The organism is Pseudarthrobacter sp. LT1 (assembly GCF_035621795.1).
In the GTDB taxonomy this organism is placed as follows: domain Bacteria; phylum Actinomycetota; class Actinomycetes; order Actinomycetales; family Micrococcaceae; genus Arthrobacter.
On sequence record NZ_CP141830.1, the window covers coordinates 1,695,606 to 1,718,145 of the forward strand.

The 22,540-nt window shown below is 64.7% G+C and carries 14 protein-coding genes and 3 rRNA genes; 15 read left to right on the top strand and 2 right to left on the bottom strand.

The annotated features are described in order from the left end of the window. From argB to VIK36_RS08025, 8 genes are all read left to right on the top strand, one after another. Entirely contained in the window at positions 1–960 is a 960-nt protein-coding gene (gene argB, locus VIK36_RS07990; protein WP_324644718.1) for an acetylglutamate kinase, read from the top strand. Beyond that, positions 957–2,210 (top strand): acetylornithine transaminase, encoded by a 1,254-nt coding sequence (locus tag VIK36_RS07995; protein ID WP_255175080.1) that lies wholly within the window; start codon positions 957–959, stop codon positions 2,208–2,210. The genes argB and VIK36_RS07995 overlap by 4 nt, the downstream gene beginning before the upstream one ends. Further along, a complete protein-coding gene (gene argF, locus VIK36_RS08000; RefSeq protein ID WP_255175081.1) occupies positions 2,207–3,208 on the top strand; it encodes an ornithine carbamoyltransferase in 1,002 nt (333 codons plus the stop codon). The genes VIK36_RS07995 and argF overlap by 4 nt, the downstream gene beginning before the upstream one ends. After that, positions 3,208–3,738 carry an arginine repressor gene (locus VIK36_RS08005; protein WP_159632296.1) on the top strand — a complete coding sequence of 177 codons (531 nt, stop codon included), beginning with the start codon at positions 3,208–3,210 and terminating at the stop codon, positions 3,736–3,738. The genes argF and VIK36_RS08005 overlap by 1 nt, the downstream gene beginning before the upstream one ends. Before the next feature lie 46 nt (positions 3,739–3,784). Then, complete coding sequence (locus VIK36_RS08010) at positions 3,785–4,990, top strand: argininosuccinate synthase (protein WP_056338239.1); 1,206 nt, start codon at positions 3,785–3,787, stop codon at positions 4,988–4,990. Positions 4,991–4,995: 5 nt separating this feature from the next. Then, positions 4,996–6,423 (top strand): argininosuccinate lyase, encoded by a 1,428-nt coding sequence (argH, locus tag VIK36_RS08015; RefSeq protein ID WP_324644719.1) that lies wholly within the window; start codon positions 4,996–4,998, stop codon positions 6,421–6,423. 70 nt (positions 6,424–6,493) lie between these two features. After that, positions 6,494–7,042 (top strand): pyridoxine/pyridoxamine 5'-phosphate oxidase, encoded by a 549-nt coding sequence (locus tag VIK36_RS08020; protein WP_324644720.1) that lies wholly within the window; start codon positions 6,494–6,496, stop codon positions 7,040–7,042. Positions 7,043–7,063: 21 nt separating this feature from the next. Beyond that, positions 7,064–7,801: a maleylpyruvate isomerase family mycothiol-dependent enzyme gene (locus VIK36_RS08025; RefSeq protein WP_324644721.1), complete on the top strand. Its 738-nt coding sequence runs from the start codon at positions 7,064–7,066 to the stop codon at positions 7,799–7,801. An 88-nt stretch (positions 7,802–7,889) separates the two neighbouring features. Here the strand turns inward: VIK36_RS08025 and VIK36_RS08030 are convergent, their stop codons facing one another. Together VIK36_RS08030 and VIK36_RS08035 are read right to left on the bottom strand one after the other, a co-directional pair. Next, a complete protein-coding gene (locus VIK36_RS08030; RefSeq protein WP_324644722.1) occupies positions 7,890–8,384 on the bottom strand; it encodes a methylated-DNA--[protein]-cysteine S-methyltransferase in 495 nt (164 codons plus the stop codon). Then, the gene (locus tag VIK36_RS08035; protein ID WP_324644723.1) at positions 8,381–9,859 is read right to left on the bottom strand and encodes an AlkA N-terminal domain-containing protein; all 1,479 of its coding nucleotides are present in this window, start codon (positions 9,857–9,859) and stop codon (positions 8,381–8,383) included. The genes VIK36_RS08030 and VIK36_RS08035 overlap by 4 nt, the downstream gene beginning before the upstream one ends. Before the next feature lie 129 nt (positions 9,860–9,988). Here VIK36_RS08035 and VIK36_RS08040 point away from each other — a divergent pair, with 129 nt between their 5' ends. The 7 genes from VIK36_RS08040 (at position 9,989) to VIK36_RS08070 (ending at position 22,537) form a co-directional block, all read left to right on the top strand. Beyond that, the gene (locus tag VIK36_RS08040; RefSeq protein WP_324644724.1) at positions 9,989–10,678 is read left to right on the top strand and encodes a DNA-3-methyladenine glycosylase; all 690 of its coding nucleotides are present in this window, start codon (positions 9,989–9,991) and stop codon (positions 10,676–10,678) included. 51 nt (positions 10,679–10,729) lie between these two features. Further along, on the top strand, positions 10,730–12,958 hold the full coding sequence (locus tag VIK36_RS08045; protein WP_324644725.1) for a HelD family protein: 2,229 nt from the start codon (positions 10,730–10,732) through the stop codon (positions 12,956–12,958). 34 nt (positions 12,959–12,992) lie between these two features. After that, positions 12,993–14,306 carry a tyrosine--tRNA ligase gene (gene tyrS / locus VIK36_RS08050; RefSeq protein WP_255175087.1) on the top strand — a complete coding sequence of 438 codons (1,314 nt, stop codon included), beginning with the start codon at positions 12,993–12,995 and terminating at the stop codon, positions 14,304–14,306. Positions 14,307–14,809: 503 nt separating this feature from the next. Further along, a 16S ribosomal RNA gene (locus tag VIK36_RS08055) occupies positions 14,810–16,331 on the top strand. A gap of 514 nt (positions 16,332–16,845) precedes the next feature. After that, a 23S ribosomal RNA gene (locus VIK36_RS08060) occupies positions 16,846–19,974 on the top strand. A 183-nt stretch (positions 19,975–20,157) separates the two neighbouring features. Continuing rightward, positions 20,158–20,274: ribosomal RNA gene (gene rrf, locus VIK36_RS08065) — 5S ribosomal RNA — on the top strand. Together the 16S, 23S and 5S rRNA genes form the textbook arrangement of a ribosomal RNA operon. A gap of 328 nt (positions 20,275–20,602) precedes the next feature. After that, positions 20,603–22,537 (top strand): hypothetical protein, encoded by a 1,935-nt coding sequence (locus tag VIK36_RS08070; RefSeq protein WP_324644726.1) that lies wholly within the window; start codon positions 20,603–20,605, stop codon positions 22,535–22,537. Positions 22,538–22,540: the final 3 nt, after the last annotated feature.

Below are 22,540 nucleotides of genomic sequence, written 5' to 3' on the forward strand. Positions count from 1 at the left end.
ATGAACACCCAGACGCGTGAAACCACCAGCATGTCCGCTGCCCAGGACAAGGCAGAAACCCTGATCGAGGCACTGCCCTGGATCCAGCGGTTCGCCGGCACCACCATGGTGATCAAATACGGCGGCAACGCCATGGTCAATGACGAACTCCGGCGTGCCTTCGCCGAGGACATCGTCTTCCTCCACCACGTGGGCATCCACCCCGTGGTGGTGCACGGCGGCGGCCCGCAGATCAACTCCATGCTGGGCCGGCTGGGCATCGAATCCGAATTCAAGGGCGGCCTGCGGGTCACCACCCCTGAGGCGATGGACGTGGTCCGCATGGTCCTCACCGGCCAGGTGGGACGCGAACTGGTGGGCCTGATCAACTCCCACGGCCCCTACGCCGTCGGCATGTCCGGCGAAGACGGCGGCCTCCTCCGCGCCGTCCGCACCGGGACCGTGGTGGACGGCGAAGAAGTGGACCTCGGGCTGGTGGGCGAGGTGGTAGGCGTTGACCCCGCCGGCATCATGGACATCCTCGCCGCGGGCCGCATACCCGTGATTTCCACGGTGGCCCCGGAAATCGTCGACGGCGGTGAGGGCGTGCCGGGGACCGCACGGTTCCAGCCCACCGGCCAGGTCCTGAACGTCAATGCCGACACCGCGGCGGCCGCGGTCGCCTCGGCGCTTGGCGCTTCCAAGCTGGTGATCCTGACCGACGTTGAAGGCCTCTACGCCAACTGGCCGGACAAGTCCTCGCTGATTTCCTCGCTCACAGCGTCGGAGCTGCGGGCCATGCTGCCCCGCCTCGAGTCAGGGATGATCCCCAAGATGGCCGCGTGCCTCAAGGCCGTCGACGAAGGCGTGGAACAGGCACACATCGTGGACGGGCGCCTGCCCCACTCCATGCTTCTTGAAACATTTACGACGGCGGGCATCGGCACCCAGGTAGTCCCGGACGAGGAGATCAACGGATGAACACCGTGGAAAAATCATCAGTGAATGAGTTGGTGGAAACCACCGGCCACGCCGGCTCCGAGTGGCTGTCCCGCTACTCCAGCTCGCTGATGAACGTGTTCGGCACGCCCCAGCGGGTCCTGGTCCGCGGCGCCGGCTGCCTGGTCTGGGACGCCGACGGCAAGGAATACCTGGACCTCCTCGGCGGTATCGCCGTGAACGCCCTGGGCCACGCCCACCCGTTCGTGACGTCGGTCATTGCCAGCCAGCTGGCCACCCTGGGGCACGTCTCCAACTTCTTCACCAGCCCCACCCAGGTGGCGCTGGCTGAGAAACTCCTGGAACTGGCCCACGCGCCGGCCGGTTCCAAGGTGTTCTTCAGCAACTCCGGCACCGAAGCCAACGAGGCAGCGTTCAAGCTGGCGCGCCGCAACACCGGCGACGGACCGGTCAAGCGGACCCGGATCATTGCCCTCGAAGGTGCCTTCCACGGGCGGACCATGGGGGCCCTGGCGCTGACTGCCAAGGAAGCCTACCGTGCACCCTTCGAGCCGCTGCCCGGCGGCGTGGTGCACATCCCGTTCGGTGACATCGCCGCGCTGGAGGCAGCAGTGGACGACACCGTCGCCGCCGTGTTCCTGGAGCCCATCCAGGGCGAGGCAGGCGTCCGTCCGCTGCCGCCCGGATACCTGAAGGCGGCGCGGGAGGCCACCAGCAAAGTGGGCGCCCTCCTCATCCTGGACGAGGTCCAGACCGGCATCGGCCGGACCGGCAAATGGTTCGCCAGCGAGGACGCGGGCATCGTCCCCGATGCCATCACCCTGGCCAAGGGGCTGGGCGGGGGCTTCCCCATCGGCGCCCTGCTCACCTTTGGTGAGCAGACGTCGTCGTTGCTCTCCGCAGGCCAGCACGGCACCACCTTTGGCGGAAATCCCGTGGCTACTGCGGCGGCCCTGGCCACCCTCCACGCCCTGGAAAGCCAGAACGTGCTGGCCAACGCGGCGGCGGTGGGGGAGCACCTGCGCTCCGCGCTGGCGGCCATCCCCGGCGTCACCGAAGTCCGCGGCGAAGGACTGCTGATCGGCTTCGACCTGGACGCCGACGTCGCGCCGGCCGTGGTGCAGGCGGCCCTCGACGCCGGCTTCATCGTCAACAGCCCGGGTCCGCGCACCATCCGCCTGGCCCCGCCGCTGATCCTCACCACGGCACAGGCCGATGCCTTCCTCTCCGCTTTCCCGGCAATCCTCCAAGCAGCTAAGGACGCCCAGTGACAACCGCAACCCGGCACTTCCTCAAGGACACCGACCTCAGCCCCGCCGAGCAGGCGGAGGTGCTGGAACTTGCCGCCCGCATGAAGGCGGCCCCCTACAGCGTGCAGCCCTACGCCGCGGAAGGCAGCGGCCGCAAGACCGTGGCCGTGATTTTCGACAAGACCTCCACCCGGACCCGCGTGTCCTTCGCCACCGGCGTTGCCGACATGGGTGGCAACGCCTTGGTCATCAACCCGGGTGAAGCCCAGATCGGGCACAAGGAATCCGTGGAGGACACCGCCAAGGTCCTCGAACGCATGGTATCCACCATCGTGTGGCGCACCGGCGCGCACGCAGGCCTGGTGGCCATGGCGGAGAACTCCAGGGTCCCGGTCATCAACGCCCTGTGCGACGACTACCACCCGTGCCAGCTCCTTGCGGACCTGCTCGCCGTCAAGGAACACAAGGGCGAACTCAGTGGTCTCACCATGAGCTACTTGGGCGACGCCGCGAACAACATGGCCAACTCCTACCTGCTGGCCGGAGTCACGGCCGGAATGCACGTCCGGATCGCCGGGCCGGAGGGCTACCTGCCCGCGGAGGGCATCGTCGCGGCAGCCCAGGAGCGCGCGGCAGAAACCGGCGGCTCCGTGCTCATCACCACCGACGCCAAGGAAGCGCTGCAGGGCGCAGACGTCGTAGCCACCGACACCTGGGTGTCCATGGGCCAGGAGGCCGAAAAGGAAGCCCGGATGCAGCTGTTCCGGGACTACTCCGTGGACGCGGACGCCATGGCACTCGCCGCGGATGACGCCGTCGTGCTTCACTGCCTGCCCGCCTACCGCGGCTACGAAATTTCCGCCGACGTCATCGACGGCCCGCAGTCCATCGTCTGGGACGAAGCCGAAAACCGGCTGCACGCCCAGAAGGCGCTGATGGCCTGGCTGATGCACCGCTCAGGCCTTGCCTTCGTGGACGGACTTTCCCCCGTCGAGGGCACTGGGGAGAGCACGTTCTAGTGTCAGCCCAGCCGTCCTCCCCGGGCACCAGCCCCGCCACCAAGACCGCCCGGCAGGCGCGCATCACCGCCATCCTCACTGGGCAGTCCGTGCGTTCCCAGGCGGAGCTTGCGGCGCTGCTGGCGGACGACGGCGTCCAGGTCACCCAGGCCACGCTGTCCCGCGACCTCGTGGAACTGGGGGCCGTCCGGGTCCGCGGGAAGGAGGGCGTCCTGGTGTACGCCGTCCCCGGCGAGGGCGGCGAACGGGGCGCCAAGAGCGGTGTCACCCAGGAGATCCTGGATGCCCGGCTCGCCCGGCTGTGCAGCGAACTGCTGGTCACCGCCGAAGCGTCCGCCAACATCGCAGTGCTCCGGACGCCGCCCGGAGCTGCGAACTTCCTGGCCCTGGCCATCGACCACTCGGTGATGCCGTCCATCCTGGGCACCATCGCCGGTGACGATACCGTCCTGCTGGTCTCCCGCGACCCGCTGGGTGGCCCGGACCTCGCCGCCCGCTTCCTGCAACTGGCTGAGGAAGCCGGGCAATAAGCTTGAAGACAACGAATCAACCAACCCCCAACAAGGAGCATTTAAAGTGACTGAACGCATTGTGCTGGCCTACTCCGGCGGCCTGGACACGTCCGTCGCCATCGGCTGGATCGGTGAAGCCACCGGTGCCGAGGTCATCGCCGTGGCGGTCGACGTCGGACAGGGCGGCGAATCGCTGGAAACCATCCGCCAGCGCGCCCTGGGCTGCGGCGCCGTGGAGGCCTACGTGGCCGACGCGTCGGACGAGTTCGCCAACGAATACTGCGTCCCCACGCTGAAGGCCAACGCCCTGTACCAGGGCCACTACCCGTTGGTGTCCGCCATCTCCCGCCCGGTCATCGTCAAGCACCTGGTCAAGGCTGCCCGCGAATTCGGTGCCACCACCGTGGCGCACGGCTGCACCGGCAAGGGCAACGACCAGGTCCGCTTCGAAGTAGGCATCCAGACCCTCGGCCCGGACCTGAAGTGCATCGCACCGGTCCGCGACCTCGCCCTGACCCGCGACAAGGCCATCGCCTTCGCCGAGGAAAAGGGACTGCCGATCGAGACCACCAAGAAGAACCCGTACTCCATCGACCAGAACGTCTGGGGACGCGCCGTCGAAACCGGCTACCTCGAGGACATCTGGAACGCCCCCACCAAGGACATCTACGACTACACCGCCACCCCGGAGTTCCCGCCGGCACCGGATGAAGTCACCATCTCCTTTGAAGCCGGCGTGCCCGTTGCGATCGACGGCGTCAAGGTCACCCCGCTGCAGGCCATCAAGGAACTGAACCGCCGCGCCGGTGCACAGGGCGTCGGCCGCATCGACGTCGTCGAGGACCGCCTGGTGGGCATCAAGTCCCGCGAAATCTACGAAGCCCCCGGCGCCATGGCGCTGATCACCGCCCACAAGCACCTCGAGGACATCACCGTCGAGCGCGAGCAGGCCCGCTTCAAGGCCACCGTTGGCCAGCGCTGGGCCGAGCTGGTTTACGACGGCCAGTGGTTCTCCCCGCTGAAGCGCTCACTGGACGCCTTCATCGAGGACACCCAGAAGTACGTCTCCGGCGACATCCGCATGACCCTGCACGGCGGCCAGGCCATCGTCAACGGCCGCCGCTCCGACACCTCGCTGTACGACTTCTCGCTGGCCACCTACGACACCGGTGACACCTTCGACCAGTCCCAGGCCAAGGGCTTCATCGAGCTGTGGGGCATGTCCGCCAAGGTTGCTTCCGGCCGCGACATCCGCGTCGCAGGGAAGTAGCCCGCGTGGCTGAGCAAAAAACGGAGGCAACCAACGCAGGTGCACTGTGGGGCGGCCGGTTCGCCGGCGGCCCCGCGGACGCCCTCGCGGCGTTGAGCAAGTCCACGCACTTCGACTGGCGGCTGGCCCGCTACGACATCGCCGGTTCCAAGGCGCATGCCCGCGTGCTGCACAAAGCCGGCCTGTTGGACGACGCGGAGCTGGAAGGCATGCTCGTGGCCCTGTCGCAGCTGGACGAGGACGTGGCGTCCGGCGCCTACCTGCCGGCAGAGTCCGATGAGGACGTGCACGGTTCGCTGGAACGCGGGCTGATCGAGCGCGCCGGTGCCCAGCTGGGCGGCAAGCTCCGTGCAGGCCGGTCCCGCAACGACCAGGTGGCAACCCTGGGCCGGATGTTCCTGCGCGACCACGCCCGGATCATCGCCCGCGGTGTCCTGGCCACCGTGGACGCGCTGGTGGCGCAGGCCAAGGCGCATCATGGCGTTGCTATGCCGGGCCGCACCCACCTGCAGCACGCCCAGCCGGTCCTGCTCAGCCACCACCTCCTGGCCCACGCCTGGGCCCTGCTGCGCGACGTGCAGCGGCTCCAGGACTGGGACAAGCGGGCCGGTGTTTCGCCCTACGGTTCCGGCGCGCTGGCCGGTTCCTCGCTGGGCCTGGACCCGGAAGCAGTGGCTGCGGACCTCGGGTTCTTCTCCGCCGTGCACAACTCGATCGACGGCACCGCCTCCCGCGATGTCTTCGCCGAGTTCGCGTGGGTCTGCTCGATGATCGGCGTGGACCTGTCCCGGATCTCCGAGGAAGTCATCTTCTGGGCCACCAAGGAGTTCTCCTTCGTCACGCTGGATGATTCGTACTCCACGGGGTCCTCGATCATGCCGCAGAAGAAGAACCCGGATGTGGCCGAGCTTGCCCGCGGCAAGGCAGGGCGTTTGATCGGCAACCTCACCGGGCTGCTGGCCACGCTCAAGGGCCTGCCGCTGGCGTACAACCGCGACCTGCAGGAGGACAAGGAGCCGGTGTTCGACGCCGCCGACACCCTGGAGCTGCTGCTCCCGGCCGTGTCCGGCATGATCGCCACCCTGACGTTCAACACGGAACGGATGAAATCGCTCGCTCCGCAGGGATTCGCGCTGGCCACGGACATCGCCGAATGGCTGGTCCGCCAGGGCGTGCCGTTCCGCGAGGCCCACGAGCTGTCCGGTGCCGCCGTGAAGCAGGCCGAGTCCCGCGGCGTTGAGCTGTGGGACCTGACGGACGAAGAGTACGCCGCGATCTCGGAGCACCTTACCCCCGAGGTCCGGACCGTGCTGTCCACCGAGGGTTCGCTCAACAGCCGGAACTCCCAGGGCGGAACGGCGCCGGCCGCCGTCGAACGCCAGCTGGCCGCGCTGGAAAGCGAGCTTGCCGGCGTGCGGGAGTACGTCGGGTAGGAAACATTGTTGGCAGGGCCCCGGGGCATGTTCCCCCGGGGCCCTTGGCGTCTGTGGCTAGGCTGGGGCCATGAGCGAAACCTTCCGCAAGTTCCTTCGCACCCTGCCCGACTTCCCGTCCGACCTGCCCGGCTTCGACCCGGCCAACGCGCCGCAGGACCCGGCGTTGCTCTTCAAACAGTGGCTTGACGAGGCACTGGATGCGGGGGAGCAGCAGCCGCACGCCTTCAGCCTGGCCACGGTAGCTGCGGGGGACGGGGACGCCCCGCAGCCTTCTTCGCGGATGCTCATCCTGAAGAACATTGACGACGACGGCTGGCACTTCGCCACGTCCCGCACCTCCCGCAAGGGCCGCGAGCTGTCGGAGTCACCGCGCGCGGCGATGAATTTCTATTGGCCGGGCCTGGGCCGTCAGGTCCGCGTGGTGGGCACCGTGGTTGAGCTTTCCGCCGAAGCCTCCGCCGTCGACTGGCACGAGCGGCCCCGGGCCGACGGCAGCGACAACCCGGACTGGCAGCTCTACGCCCTCCAGCCGGCCGAAATCGAGTTCTGGCAGGCCGGCAACGACCGCCGGCACGTCCGCCACCGTGTCGGGCGGGACGGAAGCCCGCTGGACTGACTGCTCCGCTAGGCTGGCCGCATGACCTCACCTTCCCCTGCCGCCCTCCTCGCTGAACTGCACAAGGCCGCGGACGCGATGACCGCTGCGGTGGACCGGATTCCGGCCGGCGGCGAAAGGGATCCGTCCACTCTTCCCGGCTGGAGCCGCGGCCATCTCCTGGCCCACATCGCCGGCATCTGCGGCGCGCTGGCCCGACAGGTGGAATACGGGCGGTCCGGCAGGACGGTGGAGCTGTACGACGGCGGCGTGGACGGCCGCAACCGGGCCATCGAGCTTGCCGCCGGCCACAGCCTGGAGGAGCACCGGGAAGACGTGGCGGCCGCGGTGCAGCGGGCACTGGCGGCCTTCGATGGGCTGGGGGAGGACGAATGGCAGACGCGCATCGCCTTCCGCGACGGCGTGATCTTCGACGCCGGTTTGGCGCTCTGGCGCGAGCTGGTCATCCACACCGCGGACCTGGACACCGGCGCGGGACCCGAGACCTGGAACAGGGCATTCTGCTCCCACCTCTTCGACTTCCTCGCCGCCCGCGTGCCGGCGGAAACCCGGCTGGTCCTGCAGCCCGTGGCACTTCCGCCGCTGACCCTCGGAACCGGCGGCAGCACCGTCGTCGTCAGCGGGATGGTGACGGACATCGCCGCGTGGCTTGCAGGCCGGGAGCCGTCGCTGGACAGCCTGCGGGCCACTGCCGCCGGGGACGGCACCGACCTGCCCGGCCTGCTGCCCTGGCCGTCGGCCATGCCCGACCCGAAGTAGCCATTCGTGCTCCATCACCTTTGGTCCCTAAACCGGGGTTTTAGGGACCAAAGGTGATGGAGCAACCCGGGGGCAGGGGAGGGAGTGGTCAGGCGGCCTCGCGGGCCAGGAGGCTCTCCTTGACTCGCAGGCCCCAGCGGAAACCGCCCAATGAGCCGTCGGTCCGGATGACGCGGTGGCAGGGCACGAACAGGGCAGCCGCGTTGAACGCGCAGGCACTGGCGGCGGCCCGCACGGCGCGCGGGTTGCCGGCCAGGGCGGCGTACTCCGAGTAGGTGACGGGTGAGCCCGGCTTGACCTGCCGCAGCACATCCCAGGCGTGGGCACGGAACGGTCCGGACTGCTGGCGGACCGGCACCGCCATGGCCGGGGCCGGGTCACCGGCATAGAAGGCCTCCACGGCGGAGGAGATCCCGGCAAGATCCGTTACCTCTTCCACGGCGTCGGGCCGCAGCGCTGGATGGACCTGGCCGGTCAGTTCGGCCAGGCCGGCCGTCCAGCCGGACGCAAGGACCACGCCATCCTGGGCAAGGACAGTAAACGGACCGTCCGGCGTGGACAGCTGCAGCAGTTGGGCTTTCATGGCGTCCCTTTCGCGGGAATGGTGGTTCTTGCGGCGGGCCGGGCGGCAGCGCGCCAGAGATGCATGGTGGCGTAGGAGCGCCACGGGCTGGTCTCCCGGAAGTCCGGGCTCAGGTGGTTGGTTCCATTATCGAGGGCACGGATCCCGTTCCGCACGGCGGCGTCGTTGGCAAGGAAAATGTCCGGGGCGCCCAGGACCCGCATGGCGACGTACCCCACCGTCCAGGGCCCGACGCCGGGGAGCGGCAAAAGTGCCGCGGTGAGGCTTGGGAGGTCGTCGCCGTAGCCGAAGTCCAGGCGGCCGCCGGCCATGGCCTCCGCAGCATGCAGCAGCGACTCGGTCCGGCGCTTTGGTCCGCGAAGCAGGTGTCCTGCAGCTGCGACTTCCGCCGGAGTGGGAAACAGGCGGTCCAGGCCGTCGCCGGGTGCACTGGCGTGACTGCCCGCCGCGGACAGCTGGGTCAAGGCTGTCCTGGCGGCCGCCACCGTGATCTGCTGGCCCACCATGGCCCGGATCAGCAGTTCCTGCGGGTCCACCGCGCCCGGCAGGCGCATCCCCGGTGCGGCGTCAACGGAGCCGGCAAGCCTGGGATCGGCGGCGAGCGTGCCGTCGATCGCTTCCGGGTCCGCATCCAGGTCGAACAGCCTGCGGACACGGCTGAGCAGCGCCGGAAGGTCGCGAAGGTCCACCGCGCCGATGGTGAGGGTCAACGGCCGTTCCCGGGCCCCGTCGTCGTACTCCACCCTGAAGCGCGCGTCGCCGTGGGGGAGCCGCAGCGTCCGGGCATAGGAAGTGGGCGTGCCGTCCTCGACTCCGGGGATGGCGCGGACCGCCAGGAAGGAGAAGATGCCCGGATCGAAAGGCGGCCGGTAGGGCAGGCCCAGGGTCAGGGCTGTGGCGCCGGTGACGGGCGCAGACTGGCGGACGGTCCTCCTGAGCGCCGTGGGCGTCATATCGAACACCTCGGCGATGGTCTCGTTGAACTGCCTGACGCTGCTGAAGCCTGCCGCAAAGGCGACGTCGGCGAGTTTCATCGATGTTGAAACCAGCAGGGTGCGGGCCGTCTGGGCCCTGGCGGCGCGGGCCAATGACAGGGGACCGGCGCCAAGCTCCTGGCCGAGGATCCGGTTCAGCTGGCGCGGCGAATATCCCAGCCGGGCGGCCAGGCCCGCCACGCCGTCGCGGTTGATCACGCCATCGTTGATCAGGCGCATCGCGCGCCCCGCGATGTCCTGCCGCACGTTCCAGGCCGGGGTGCCTGGGACCGCCTCCGGCAGGCAGCGCTTGCAGGCGCGGTAGCCTGCCTCGTGCGCTGCGGCGGACGTCTCGTAGAACGTGACGTTGGATGCCTTGGGGGTCCGGGCGGGGCAGGAGGGCCGGCAGTAGATCCCGGTGGTGCGGACGGCCGTGAAGAACTGGCCGTCGAACCGGGTATCACGGGCATCGATTGCCCGGTAGCGCTGCCAGAAGTCCATGCCTCCATCCTGCCAGCCGCCGGCCACTGCTTCTAGCGGAAATCGGACATGGCCGTGGTCGCACAGAACCACCCCGGACCCCTTTTCCGGTGGCGGATGAAACCTGCGGGATCTGGGTAAGGTCACGTCATGAACCAAAGCGCTGGGGCAATGGCACTGCTGCGGGAATTCCTGTCCGCGGACGCCCGGGAACTCGCACCAAAGCTGCTCGGTGCCGTGCTGACCCATGAGTCCCGCGACGGTGCCGTCTCCGTCCGGCTCACCGAGTTGGAGGCCTATATGGGCCCCGAGGACTCCCTGCACCCCGACCCCGGCTCCCACACCTACCGCGGCCCCACGCCCCGCAACGCCCCCATGTTCGGCCCCGCCGGCCACCTCTACGTCTACTTCACCTATGGAATGCACCACTGCACCAACATCGTGTGCGGTCCGGCCGGCGTCGCGTCCGCCCTGCTGCTCCGGGCAGGGGAAGTGGTGGACGGGCTGGAGCTGGCCCGGCTGCGCCGTCCGACGTCCAAAACTCCTGCGGACCTTGCCAGCGGGCCGGCACGCCTTGCCAAAGCGCTGGGATTGACGACGGCGGACAGCGGCCGGGATGCGCTGGCTCCGCCGTTCCGGCTGGAACTTCCGTCCGCTCCCGCCGGCGCGGTCAGTTCCGGTCCCCGGGTGGGGGTGGCCGGCGCCGGAGGCACGGACGAATACGCCTGGCGGTACTGGCTCACCGGCGACCCCACCGTGTCCAGATACAAGGCAGCGAAGCCGCGGACCCGGAAGCAGGCAGCGGAACACCGGCCGGATGCAACGTTTCACCTGCGTTAACGGAAATGGTTGTAGAATGGACGGTCTGTCTTTTGCGATAGGGGAACGTTAATGCTTGACGCCGAATTGGCCCACGAACGGGAGTACGTAGCCGGCCTGTACGCCCGGCTGGAGGAACTCCGGGAGGAAAAGCGCCGCCAGCTGGCGCAGGTCCGTCGTGCCGGAGCCGTGGGCACCATGCAGAACGTTTCGGAGCGGGACGCTTTCGCCGCACTGTATGAGGACCGCCTGGCGCAGCTGGACGCCGTGGATGACCGGCTGGTTTTTGGCCGCCTGGACCTGGACTCCGGCGAAGCGCAGTACATCGGCCGCATTGGCCTCACCACCGAGGACCTGCAGCGTCTCATGGTGGACTGGCGCGCCCCCGAGGCCGGGCACTTCTACCAGGCCACGGCCTTTGACCGGCAGGGCGTCCGCCGCCGCCGGCACCTGATCCTGCAGGGACGCGAGGTCAAGGCCATCGAGGACGATGTCCTGGACGCCGGGATGCTCACGGACGACGAGTCGCTCCAGGGCGAAGGTGCCCTGCTGGCTGCCCTGAACTCCAAGCGGACCGGCCGCATGTCGGACATCGTCAGCACCATCCAGTCGGAGCAGGACCGGATCATCCGCTCCTCCATCTCCGGCGCCGTCGTGGTCCAGGGCGGCCCCGGCACGGGCAAGACCGCCGTGGCCCTGCACCGCGCCGCCTACCTGCTCTATACCCACCGTGACCGCCTCAAAAGTGCCGGCGTGCTGCTGGTGGGGCCGTCGTCGTCGTTCATGAAATACATCGAACGCGTGCTGCCCTCGCTGGGCGAGACCGGCGTGGTCATGGCCAGCCTTGGCCGCCTGATGCCCGGCATCCACGCCGTCCCGGAAACAGATGCTGACGTCGCCGCCATCAAGGGGCGCCTGGACATGGCCGCCATAGTGGCCAACGCCGTTTCCAACCGCATGCGCGTCCCCGCCCAGAACCGGATCCTCGAAGTGGACGGCCGCAAGCTCACCCTCACGCCCCGGCAGGTGCGCCGCGCGCGCGAACGTGCCCGCGCCACCGGCAAGCCGTACAACGAGGCCCGCGTGACGTTTGTGAAGATCCTGCTGCGCGAACTGACGGAACAGATGACCGAACTCGTCGAAGCCGGAAACATCGGCAACAACGCGGACCGCTCGTACCTTGCCGAGGACGTCCGGACCGCCCGCGACGTCCGGATCGCCCTGAACCTGTGCTGGATGCCCATGACGCCGGAGAAGCTGATTTCCGACCTCTTCAGCAGGCCGGAGGTGCTGGAATTCTGCACCCCGAACCTGACCCCGGCCGAGCGGGCGCTGCTGCAGCGCCCGGCCGATGCGCCGTGGACCGAGTCCGACGTCCCGCTCCTGGATGAGGCCGCCGAGCTGCTCGGTGAGCTGGACCCGGCGGCAGGCCGCGGATTGGCCCAGCAGGAGCACGACCGTGCCCGGGACCTCGCCAACGCAAAGCAGACCCTGGTCAACATGGAGGCCGCCGGCGTCGATCCATTGATGTCCGCTGAAGAACTGGCGGAGCAGAACCGGGAGCAGGAGGCCCGGCAGACGGCGGCCGAACGCGCAACGAGCGACCGCACGTGGGCCTTCGGGCACATCGTGGTGGATGAGGCCCAGGAACTTTCGCCCATGCAGTGGCGTCTGCTGGTGCGCCGCTGCCCGCTGAAGTCCTTCACCATCGTGGGCGATATTGCCCAGACCAGTTCCGTTGCCGGGGCCAATTCCTGGCAGGGGGCGCTGGCCCCGATGTTCGGCGACCGCTGGCAGCTGGAGGAGCTGACCGTCAACTACCGCACCCCGACCCAGATCGCCGAGGCTGCCGTCAGGATGGCCAACGCCGCGGGCCTGGTGGTCTCCGCACCCAAGGCTGTCCGGGAGGGCCGCTGGGCCCCCATCATCGACGAAGTGTCCGCCGGCGGCATCGTGGACCGGCTGGTGGAGGTCCTTCCGGAGGAGCTTGCGGCGCTCGACGGCGGCCTGCTCGCCGTGATTGCCGACGGTGACCTCCTGCCCCAGGCAACGGCGGCCCTCCGCGCCGTATACGGCCGCAGGATCGGCTCCGGGGCCGGCAGCTATGAGCAGGACATCGTGGTCATCAGCCCGCGTGAGGCAAAGGGCCTGGAGTTCGACGGCGTCGTGGTCCTGGAACCGTCCGTGATGCTCAACCACGAGCACGGCAAAGTGGGGGACCTCTACGTGGCCATGACCCGCGCCACGCAACGGCTGCGGCTGATTGCGGCGCAACCCGTGCCCGCCGGTATTGCCGGCTGACGGGGCCGTCGGCGTTACTGCTAACTTAGGAAGCGTGCCAGAACTGAACAACCTCGAACCGCAGCGCAACGACCCCACTTTCGCCAACATTTGGCAGGAACTGAAGTGGCGTGGGCTGGTCCATGTCTCCACCGATGAAGCGGAGCTCGAAAAGCTCCTCGCCAACGGGCCGGTCACGTACTATTGCGGCTTCGACCCCACCGCGCCGAGCCTGCACCTGGGCAACCTGGTCCAGCTCCTGGTCATGCGGCGGCTTCAGCTTGCAGGGCACAGGCCGCTCGGCCTGGTGGGTGGGTCCACCGGCATGATCGGGGACCCGCGTCCGACGGCGGAACGCACCTTGAACACCAAGGACACGGTGGCGGAGTGGGTTGGCTACCTCCAGGCTCAGGTGCAGCGCTTCCTCAGCTTCGAGGGGGACAACGCTGCCAGGATGGTGAACAACCTGGACTGGACGGCGCCGCTGAGCGCCATCGACTTCCTGCGCGAAGTGGGCAAGCACTTCCGCGTGGGCACCATGCTGCGCAAGGACGCCGTGGCATCCCGGCTGAACTCGGATGAAGGCATCAGCTACACCGAGTTCAGCTACCAGATCCTGCAGGGCATGGACTACCTGCAGCTTTACCGCGACTACGGCTGCGTCCTGCAGACCGGCGGCTCGGACCAGTGGGGCAACCTCACCAGCGGCACGGAACTGATCCGGAAGGTGGAGGGCAAGAGCGTCCACGCGCTGGGGACCCCGCTCATCACCAACTCTGACGGAACCAAGTTCGGCAAGAGCGAGGGCAACGCCATCTGGCTCGATGCCGGCATGTGCAGCCCGTATGCGTTCTACCAGTTCTGGCTCAACACTGCGGACGCGGACGTGGTGGACCGGCTCAAGGTGTTCACGTTCCTGACCCGCGCCGAGATCGAAGAGATTGCCGTTTCAGTGGCGGAACGTCCGTTCGCGCGGGAGGGGCAGCGGAAGCTTGCCTTTGAAGTGACCTCATTGGTGCACGGCGTTGACGCCACCGAAAAGGTCATCGCAGCTTCGGCGGCGCTCTTTGGCAACGGTGATTTGGCTGCCCTGGATAAGGCAACCCTGCAGGCTGCAACCTCCGAACTTCCTTCCACCACGGTGCAGGTGGATGAGATGGGGATTGTGGACCTGCTGGTGGCGTCCGGTCTTTCCGAAAGCAAGTCCGCCGCGCGCCGGACCGTGGGTGAAGGCGGAGCCTACGTGAACAACGAGAAAGTCTCGGATCCTGAAGCTGTGATCTCCGAGTCGGAGCTCCTGCATGGCCAGTACCTGCTCCTGCGCAGGGGCAAGAAGAACCTTGCCACCGTGGAGGTACTCGTCCCGTAACCCCGGGAGCGCAACCTACCACCTGCACGCCCCTCAGCGGCCGATTTGCGCGGCCGCGGAGGGGCGTGTATTGTTTTCTGAGTCGCCGCCGCTGAGTGGTGACAAACCCCCAACTGATATTGAGAAGCGATTCTCGGCCATGCGGTGCATGGAACGAAGAATGCTTCTCATTCTGCTGGGCGGATTCATTCCCCTGAGTGAATTCCGGGAAAACAACCGGATTTGCAAAAGCGAATATGAATGAAATAAGATAAAAACATCGCAGCGAAGAAATACGGAAAAGAAATTCTCTTTTGAATTTGTTCCGGGAATATTCGAATGTGTCTGTTGTTTGAGAACTCAATAGTGTGCCAAGTTTGTTGATACCGATTATGTATGTAATTGGTTGAATTTGCCGAATCGTGCCGCCCCTGTGGTGTGGTTTGGTGTTTTTAGCTGGTTTCAAATTTTGTGCAGCCTTTGTCGCCGTTATTTCCGGTGGTTTTGGTTGTGTCTGTTTGTTTTCAACGGAGAGTTTGATCCTGGCTCAGGATGAACGCTGGCGGCGTGCTTAACACATGCAAGTCGAACGATGATGCCAGCTTGCTGGTGGATTAGTGGCGAACGGGTGAGTAACACGTGAGTAACCTGCCCTTGACTCTGGGATAAGCCTGGGAAACTGGGTCTAATACCGGATATGACTGATCATCGCATGGTGGTTGGTGGAAAGCTTTTGTGGTTTTGGATGGACTCGCGGCCTATCAGCTTGTTGGTGGGGTAATGGCCTACCAAGGCGACGACGGGTAGCCGGCCTGAGAGGGTGACCGGCCACACTGGGACTGAGACACGGCCCAGACTCCTACGGGAGGCAGCAGTGGGGAATATTGCACAATGGGCGCAAGCCTGATGCAGCGACGCCGCGTGAGGGATGACGGCCTTCGGGTTGTAAACCTCTTTCAGTAGGGAAGAAGCGAAAGTGACGGTACCTGCAGAAGAAGCGCCGGCTAACTACGTGCCAGCAGCCGCGGTAATACGTAGGGCGCAAGCGTTATCCGGAATTATTGGGCGTAAAGAGCTCGTAGGCGGTTTGTCGCGTCTGCCGTGAAAGTCCGGGGCTCAACTCCGGATCTGCGGTGGGTACGGGCAGACTAGAGTGATGTAGGGGAGACTGGAATTCCTGGTGTAGCGGTGAAATGCGCAGATATCAGGAGGAACACCGATGGCGAAGGCAGGTCTCTGGGCATTAACTGACGCTGAGGAGCGAAAGCATGGGGAGCGAACAGGATTAGATACCCTGGTAGTCCATGCCGTAAACGTTGGGCACTAGGTGTGGGGGACATTCCACGTTTTCCGCGCCGTAGCTAACGCATTAAGTGCCCCGCCTGGGGAGTACGGCCGCAAGGCTAAAACTCAAAGGAATTGACGGGGGCCCGCACAAGCGGCGGAGCATGCGGATTAATTCGATGCAACGCGAAGAACCTTACCAAGGCTTGACATGAACCGGAAAGACCTGGAAACAGGTCCCCCACTTGTGGTCGGTTTACAGGTGGTGCATGGTTGTCGTCAGCTCGTGTCGTGAGATGTTGGGTTAAGTCCCGCAACGAGCGCAACCCTCGTTCTATGTTGCCAGCACGTGATGGTGGGGACTCATAGGAGACTGCCGGGGTCAACTCGGAGGAAGGTGGGGACGACGTCAAATCATCATGCCCCTTATGTCTTGGGCTTCACGCATGCTACAATGGCCGGTACAAAGGGTTGCGATACTGTGAGGTGGAGCTAATCCCAAAAAGCCGGTCTCAGTTCGGATTGGGGTCTGCAACTCGACCCCATGAAGTCGGAGTCGCTAGTAATCGCAGATCAGCAACGCTGCGGTGAATACGTTCCCGGGCCTTGTACACACCGCCCGTCAAGTCACGAAAGTTGGTAACACCCGAAGCCGGTGGCCTAACCCCTTGTGGGAGGGAGCTGTCGAAGGTGGGACTGGCGATTGGGACTAAGTCGTAACAAGGTAGCCGTACCGGAAGGTGCGGCTGGATCACCTCCTTTCTAAGGAGCGCCTACAACACCTGTCCTGGATGTATGTCCGGGTGTGGGGGTTGTCAGGAAGCAAGCCCGTTGCGCAGGCGATTGTCCTGCGGCGGGTGCTCATGGGTGGAATATCAACAAATAGCGGCCGTTGTGTTGTCGTGTCCTTCTCTAGTACGAATCCCACCTGGTGGTGGTTCTGGAACGGTGGGCGTGGTGATGTGGTGGTTTTCGTGTTTGGCACACTGTTGGGTCCTGAGGCAACAGGACCACGGGTTCGCTGTCTTCGCCTTTCGGGGTGTGGGTGGTGTTCTGGTGGGAGTGTTTGTTTCTGGTTTCCCTGCCATGACGGTCCATGCACGTGTGTGTGGGGTGTGTGGTGTGGGGTTGTTGTTTGAGAACTACATAGTGGACGCGAGCATCTTGTATAAGAAGCAATTTCCAAGATAAATGAACCTGGATCTGGTTCGTGTGCCTTTGGGTGCGCGGGACAGTTTTCATGGTTCTCTCGAGTGAGCTTGTTTTTGATCTTTGTGGTCAAGTTTTTAAGAGCACACGGTGGATGCCTTGGCATTAGGAGCCGAAGAAGGACGTAGGAATCTGCGATAAGCCTGGGGGAGTCGATAACCGGACTGTGATCCCAGGGTGTCCGAATGGGGAAACCCCGCCAAGCGCGCGAGTGACTTGGTGACCCGTACCTGAACACATAGGGTGCGTGGGGGGAACGCGGGGAAGTGAAACATCTCAGTACCCGCAGGAAGAGAAAACAATAGTGATTCCGTTAGTAGTGGCGAGCGAACGCGGATCAGGCTAAACCGTTCCATGTGTGATAGCCGGCGGGCGTTGCATGGTCGGGGTTGTGGGACTTTCCATACCAGTTCTGCCGGGCTGGTGGGGTGTGATGTGCGCGCATAGGTGAACGGTTTTGAAAGGCCGGCCAGAGAGGGTGTTAGTCCCGTAACCGTAATGTGTTTGTACCGCCTGTGAGAGTATCCCAAGTAGTACGGGGCCCGAGAAATCCCGTGCGAATCTGTCAGGACCACCTGATAAGCCTAAATACTCCCTAATGACCGATAGCGGACCAGTACCGTGAGGGAAAGGTGAAAAGTACCCCGGGAGGGAGTGAAACAGTACCTGAAACCGTGTGCTTACAATCCGTCGGAGCCAGTCTGATTCTGGTGACGGCGTGCCTTTTGAAGAATGAGCCTGCGAGTTAGTGTTACGTCGCGAGGTTAACCCGTGTGGGGCAGCCGTAGCGAAAGCGAGTCTGAATAGGGCGTGTGAGTGGCGTGATCTAGACCCGAAGCGAAGTGATCTACCCATGGCCAGGTTGAAGCGACGGTAAGACGTCGTGGAGGACCGAACCCACTTCAGTTGAAAATGGAGGGGATGAGCTGTGGGTAGGGGTGAAAGGCCAATCAAACTTCGTGATAGCTGGTTCTCCCCGAAATGCATTTAGGTGCAGCGTTGCGTGTTTCTTGCTGGAGGTAGAGCTACTGGATGGCTAATGGGCCCTACAAGGTTACTGACGTCAGCCAAACTCCGAATGCCGGTAAGTGAGAGCGCAGCAGTGAGACTGTGGGGGATAAGCTTCATAGTCGAGAGGGAAACAGCCCAGACCACCAACTAAGGCCCCTAAGCGTGTGCTAAGTGGGAAAGGATGTGGAGTTGCCCAGACAACCAGGAGGTTGGCTTAGAAGCAGCCACCCTTAAAAGAGTGCGTAATAGCTCACTGGTCAAGTGATTCCGCGCCGACAATGTAGCGGGGCTCAAGTACACCGCCGAAGTTGTGGCATTCAGATATTTAGCTAAGCCCTTGTGGTTCAGGCGTCTGGATGGGTAGGGGAGCGTCGTGTGGGCGGTGAAGTCGCGGTGTAAACCAGCGGTGGAGCCTACACGAGTGAGAATGCAGGCATGAGTAGCGAAAGACGGGTGAGAAACCCGTCCGCCGAATGATCAAGGGTTCCAGGGTCAAGCTAATCTGCCCTGGGTAAGTCGGGACCTAAGGCGAGGCCGACAGGCGTAGTCGATGGACAACGGGTTGATATTCCCGTACCGGCGAAAAACCGTCCATGTTGAACAGGGGATACTAACCGCCCGAGACCTGCCCGACACCCCTTGTGGGTGAAGGGTTTTGGTGGAGCGCGGGACCTGATCCTGGGAGGCAAGCGTATTAACAGGTGTGACGCAGGAAGGTAGCCGAGCCGGGCGATGGTTGTCCCGGTCTAAGGATGTAGGGCGAGTGGTAGGCAAATCCGCCACTCATATGGCCTGAGATCTGATGGGACCCCCGTTTGGGGGGATTTGGTGATCCTATGCTGCCGAGAAAAGCATCGACGCGAGGTTTTAGCCGCCCGTACCCCAAACCGACACAGGTGATCAGGTAGAGAATACTAAGGCGATCGAGAGAATTATGGTTAAGGAACTCGGCAAAATGCCCCCGTAACTTCGGGAGAAGGGGGGCCCCAACCTTGATCGGACTTCGCGTCCGGGAGGGGATCGGGGCCGCAGAGACCAGGGGGAAGCGACTGTTTACTAAAAACACAGGTCCGTGCGAAGTCGCAAGACGATGTATACGGACTGACTCCTGCCCGGTGCTGGAAGGTTAAGAGGACCGGTTAGCCTCACGGCGAAGCTGAGAATTTAAGCCCCAGTAAACGGCGGTGGTAACTATAACCATCCTAAGGTAGCGAAATTCCTTGTCGGGTAAGTTCCGACCTGCACGAATGGAGTAACGACTTCCCCGCTGTCTCAACCATAAACTCGGCGAAATTGCAGTACGAGTAAAGATGCTCGTTACGCGCAGCAGGACGGAAAGACCCCGAGACCTTTACTATAGTTTGGTATTGGTGTTCGGAGTGGCTTGTGTAGGATAGGTGGGAGACGTTGAAGCCCGGACGCCAGTTCGGGTGGAGTCATCGTTGAAATACCACTCTGGTCACTTTGGACATCTAACTTCGGCCCGTAATCCGGGTCAGGGACAGTGCCTGATGGGTAGTTTAACTGGGGCGGTTGCCTCCTAAAAAGTAACGGAGGCGCCCAAAGGTTCCCTCAGCCTGGTTGGCAATCAGGTGTCGAGTGTAAGTGCACAAGGGAGCTTGACTGTGAGAGAGACATCTCGAGCAGGGACGAAAGTCGGGACTAGTGATCCGGCGGTACATTGTGGAATGGCCGTCGCTCAACGGATAAAAGGTACCTCGGGGATAACAGGCTGATCTTGCCCAAGAGTCCATATCGACGGCATGGTTTGGCACCTCGATGTCGGCTCGTCGCATCCTGGGGCTGGAGTAGGTCCCAAGGGTTGGGCTGTTCGCCCATTAAAGCGGTACGCGAGCTGGGTTTAGAACGTCGTGAGACAGTTCGGTCCCTATCCGCTGCGCGCGCAGGAAATTTGAGAAGGGCTGTCCTTAGTACGAGAGGACCGGGACGGACGAACCTCTGGTGTGTCAGTTGTACTGCCAAGTGCACCGCTGATTAGCTACGTTCGGATGGGATAACCGCTGAAAGCATCTAAGCGGGAAGCTCGCTTCAAGATGAGATTTCCATACACATTATTGTGTGAGAGGCCCCCAGCCAGACCACTGGGTTGATAGGCCGGATGTGGAAGCGAGGACTAACGACTCGTGAAGCTGACCGGTACTAATAGGCCAATAACTTACACCACACAGATACATACAAAATTCTGCTTGCGTCCACTATGTGGTTCCCAACCAACAACCCCCCAACACGGGCACGGTAGGAACCAACACAACTACATACAACACCACAACGCTGTCCCTGGACAGCGAGTTGTAACCACAGATTTCCCACACCACCCCCCACACGGGTTGGTGACGGGTAGAAGGGTTACGGCGGTCATAGCGTGGGGGAAACGCCCGGTCCCATTCCGAACCCGGAAGCTAAGACCCACAGCGCCGATGGTACTGCACCCGGGAGGGTGTGGGAGAGTAGGTCACCGCCGGAACATCATTCATGGTCGAGGCCCCAACCACACACGGTTGGGGCCTCCCACATTTAACCCGAAAAACCAGCAGGAGTTGCCAGCGACGTCCGGCGGCGAAGCTCATGCCTGCGGCTCGGTTGCAGCGCGCAGCGGCTGCCGCATGCTGTCCCCGTTGTGAAGATGGCCACGATACCGGTCCCAGGGCCCGCACTGTCCGGGGGGATTTGGTGGCTCCACTAGAATTGATGAAGATGTACGGACTTCGAAGCGCTTGATTTCGGGTTGCGTAGGAAACGAAACGAGCGGCTGCAGTTGTGCCAGTGGTCGGCTCACAACAGGAGGAATCCACATGGCCGAGCATAACGGTGGCAACCGAGGCAACGACCGGGGCGCGTTCCGCGGCAACAACAACTCCGGCGGTGAGCCCCGCGGATTCCGGTCCCGGTCCGACCGCGATGGCAACAACTTCTCCCGCGGCGGCTCTGCCGGCGGTGGCGAGCGTAAACCTTTTGGTGATCGTGACCGCAAGCCGTTTGGTGACCGTCCCCGCCGCGATGGCGAGGGCGACCGCCGCGGTTTTAGCGGCGGTGCCGGCGGTGGCGAGCGGAAGCCGTTCGGTGACCGTGACCGTAAGCCGTTTGGTGACCGTCCGCGCCGCGACGGTGAAGGCGACCGTCGCCAGTTTGGTGATCGTGACCGTAAGCCTTTCGGTGACCGTCCCCGTCGCGAAGGCGAGGGTGACCGCCGTGGTTTTGCGGGCGGTGACCGTGACCGCAAGCCCTTTGGTGACCGTCCCCGTCGCGATGGTGAAGGCGACCGTCGCGGTTTTGGCGGTGCCGGCGGTGGCGAGCGGAAGCCTTTTGGCGATCGTGACCGCAAGCCTTTCGGTGACCGCGACCGCAAGCCGTTTAATGACCGTCCGCGCCGCGACGGCGAAGGCGACCGCCGTGGTTTTGCAGGCGGTGACCGTGACCGCAAGCCGTTTAATGACCGTCCGCGCCGCGACGGTGAAGGCGACCGTCGCCAGTTCGGTGACCGTGACCGTAAGCCGTTTGGCGACCGTCCGCGCCGCGACGGTGAAGGCGACCGCCGTGGTTTTGGTGGCGGCGATAACCGCAAGCCGTTCGGGGACCGGCAGGACCGGGCACCCCGCAGCTTCGACCGCGGTGACTCCCGCGCCGAGTCCGGCCGTGGCGCCGGCCCCCGCAGCTTTGGCCGCGACCGCCAGGAAGACCGTCCTGTCCGCGTGCCCAACGCCGCTGACCTCCGCAGCGCCAACCGCCCGGACCGGGAACGCTCACCCGAAATCGATGAAGACGTTACGGGTAAAGAACTGGACCGCGCCACCCAGCACCAAATCAAGACCCTCGAAGCCAAGAGCTCGGAATGGGTGGCCCGCCACCTGGTGATGGCCGGCCGCCTCATCGATGACGAGCCGGAGCTTGCCTTCCAGCACGCCCTGGCAGCCAGTCGCCGCGGCGGCCGGCTCGCCGCTGTCCGTGAAGCCGTTGGCCTGACTGCCTACGCCGCCGGGCACTACGGTGAGGCGCTGCGCGAGTTCCGCACCTTCCGCCGTATCAGTGGTTCCAACGTCCACCTCCCCATCATGGCGGACTGCGAGCGTGGCCTGGGACGCCCCGACCGCGCCCTGGATGTGGCCCGCTCGGAGGAAGCCCAGGACCTGGATGCCCCCGGCAAGGTGGAACTGGCAATCGTCGCGGCCGGTGCACGCACCGACCTGGGCCAGCTGGATGCGGCAGTAGCCGAACTTGAAATCCCGCAGCTGGACATGAACCGCGCGTTCTCATACAGCCCGCGCCTCTTCCGCGCCTACGCCGACGCGCTGGCTGCGGTGGGACGCGAAGACGAGTCGCAGAAGTGGAGCCGGCAGGCCGTCGTGGCAGAAAATGCCCTGGGCCTGGGCGCCGACGAGGAACCCGAAATCATCGACCTCGGCTGGGACGAGGAAGAGGAAGCCCGGGAAGAGGCAGAACGCCGCCGGATGCTGGACCGCGCCTCCACGGGCGCTGGGGCCGAAACGCCCGCAGCAGGTCCCACGGAGGCAACTGCCGGGAGCGCCCGCGCAGCCGAGGCGAAGTCCTCGCAGGACAGCAGCATCGACGACCAGGATGCCGACTACTTCGTTTCTGACGACGCAGAATCGGACCAGGACTCGGTGGAACACGACGAGCTCGACTCCGTGGCCGCCGACGACGCCGATGCTGCCGATGCCTACGCGGACAACGCAGGCATCGAGCACGACGAAGACCGCCGGGAAGACTGAACA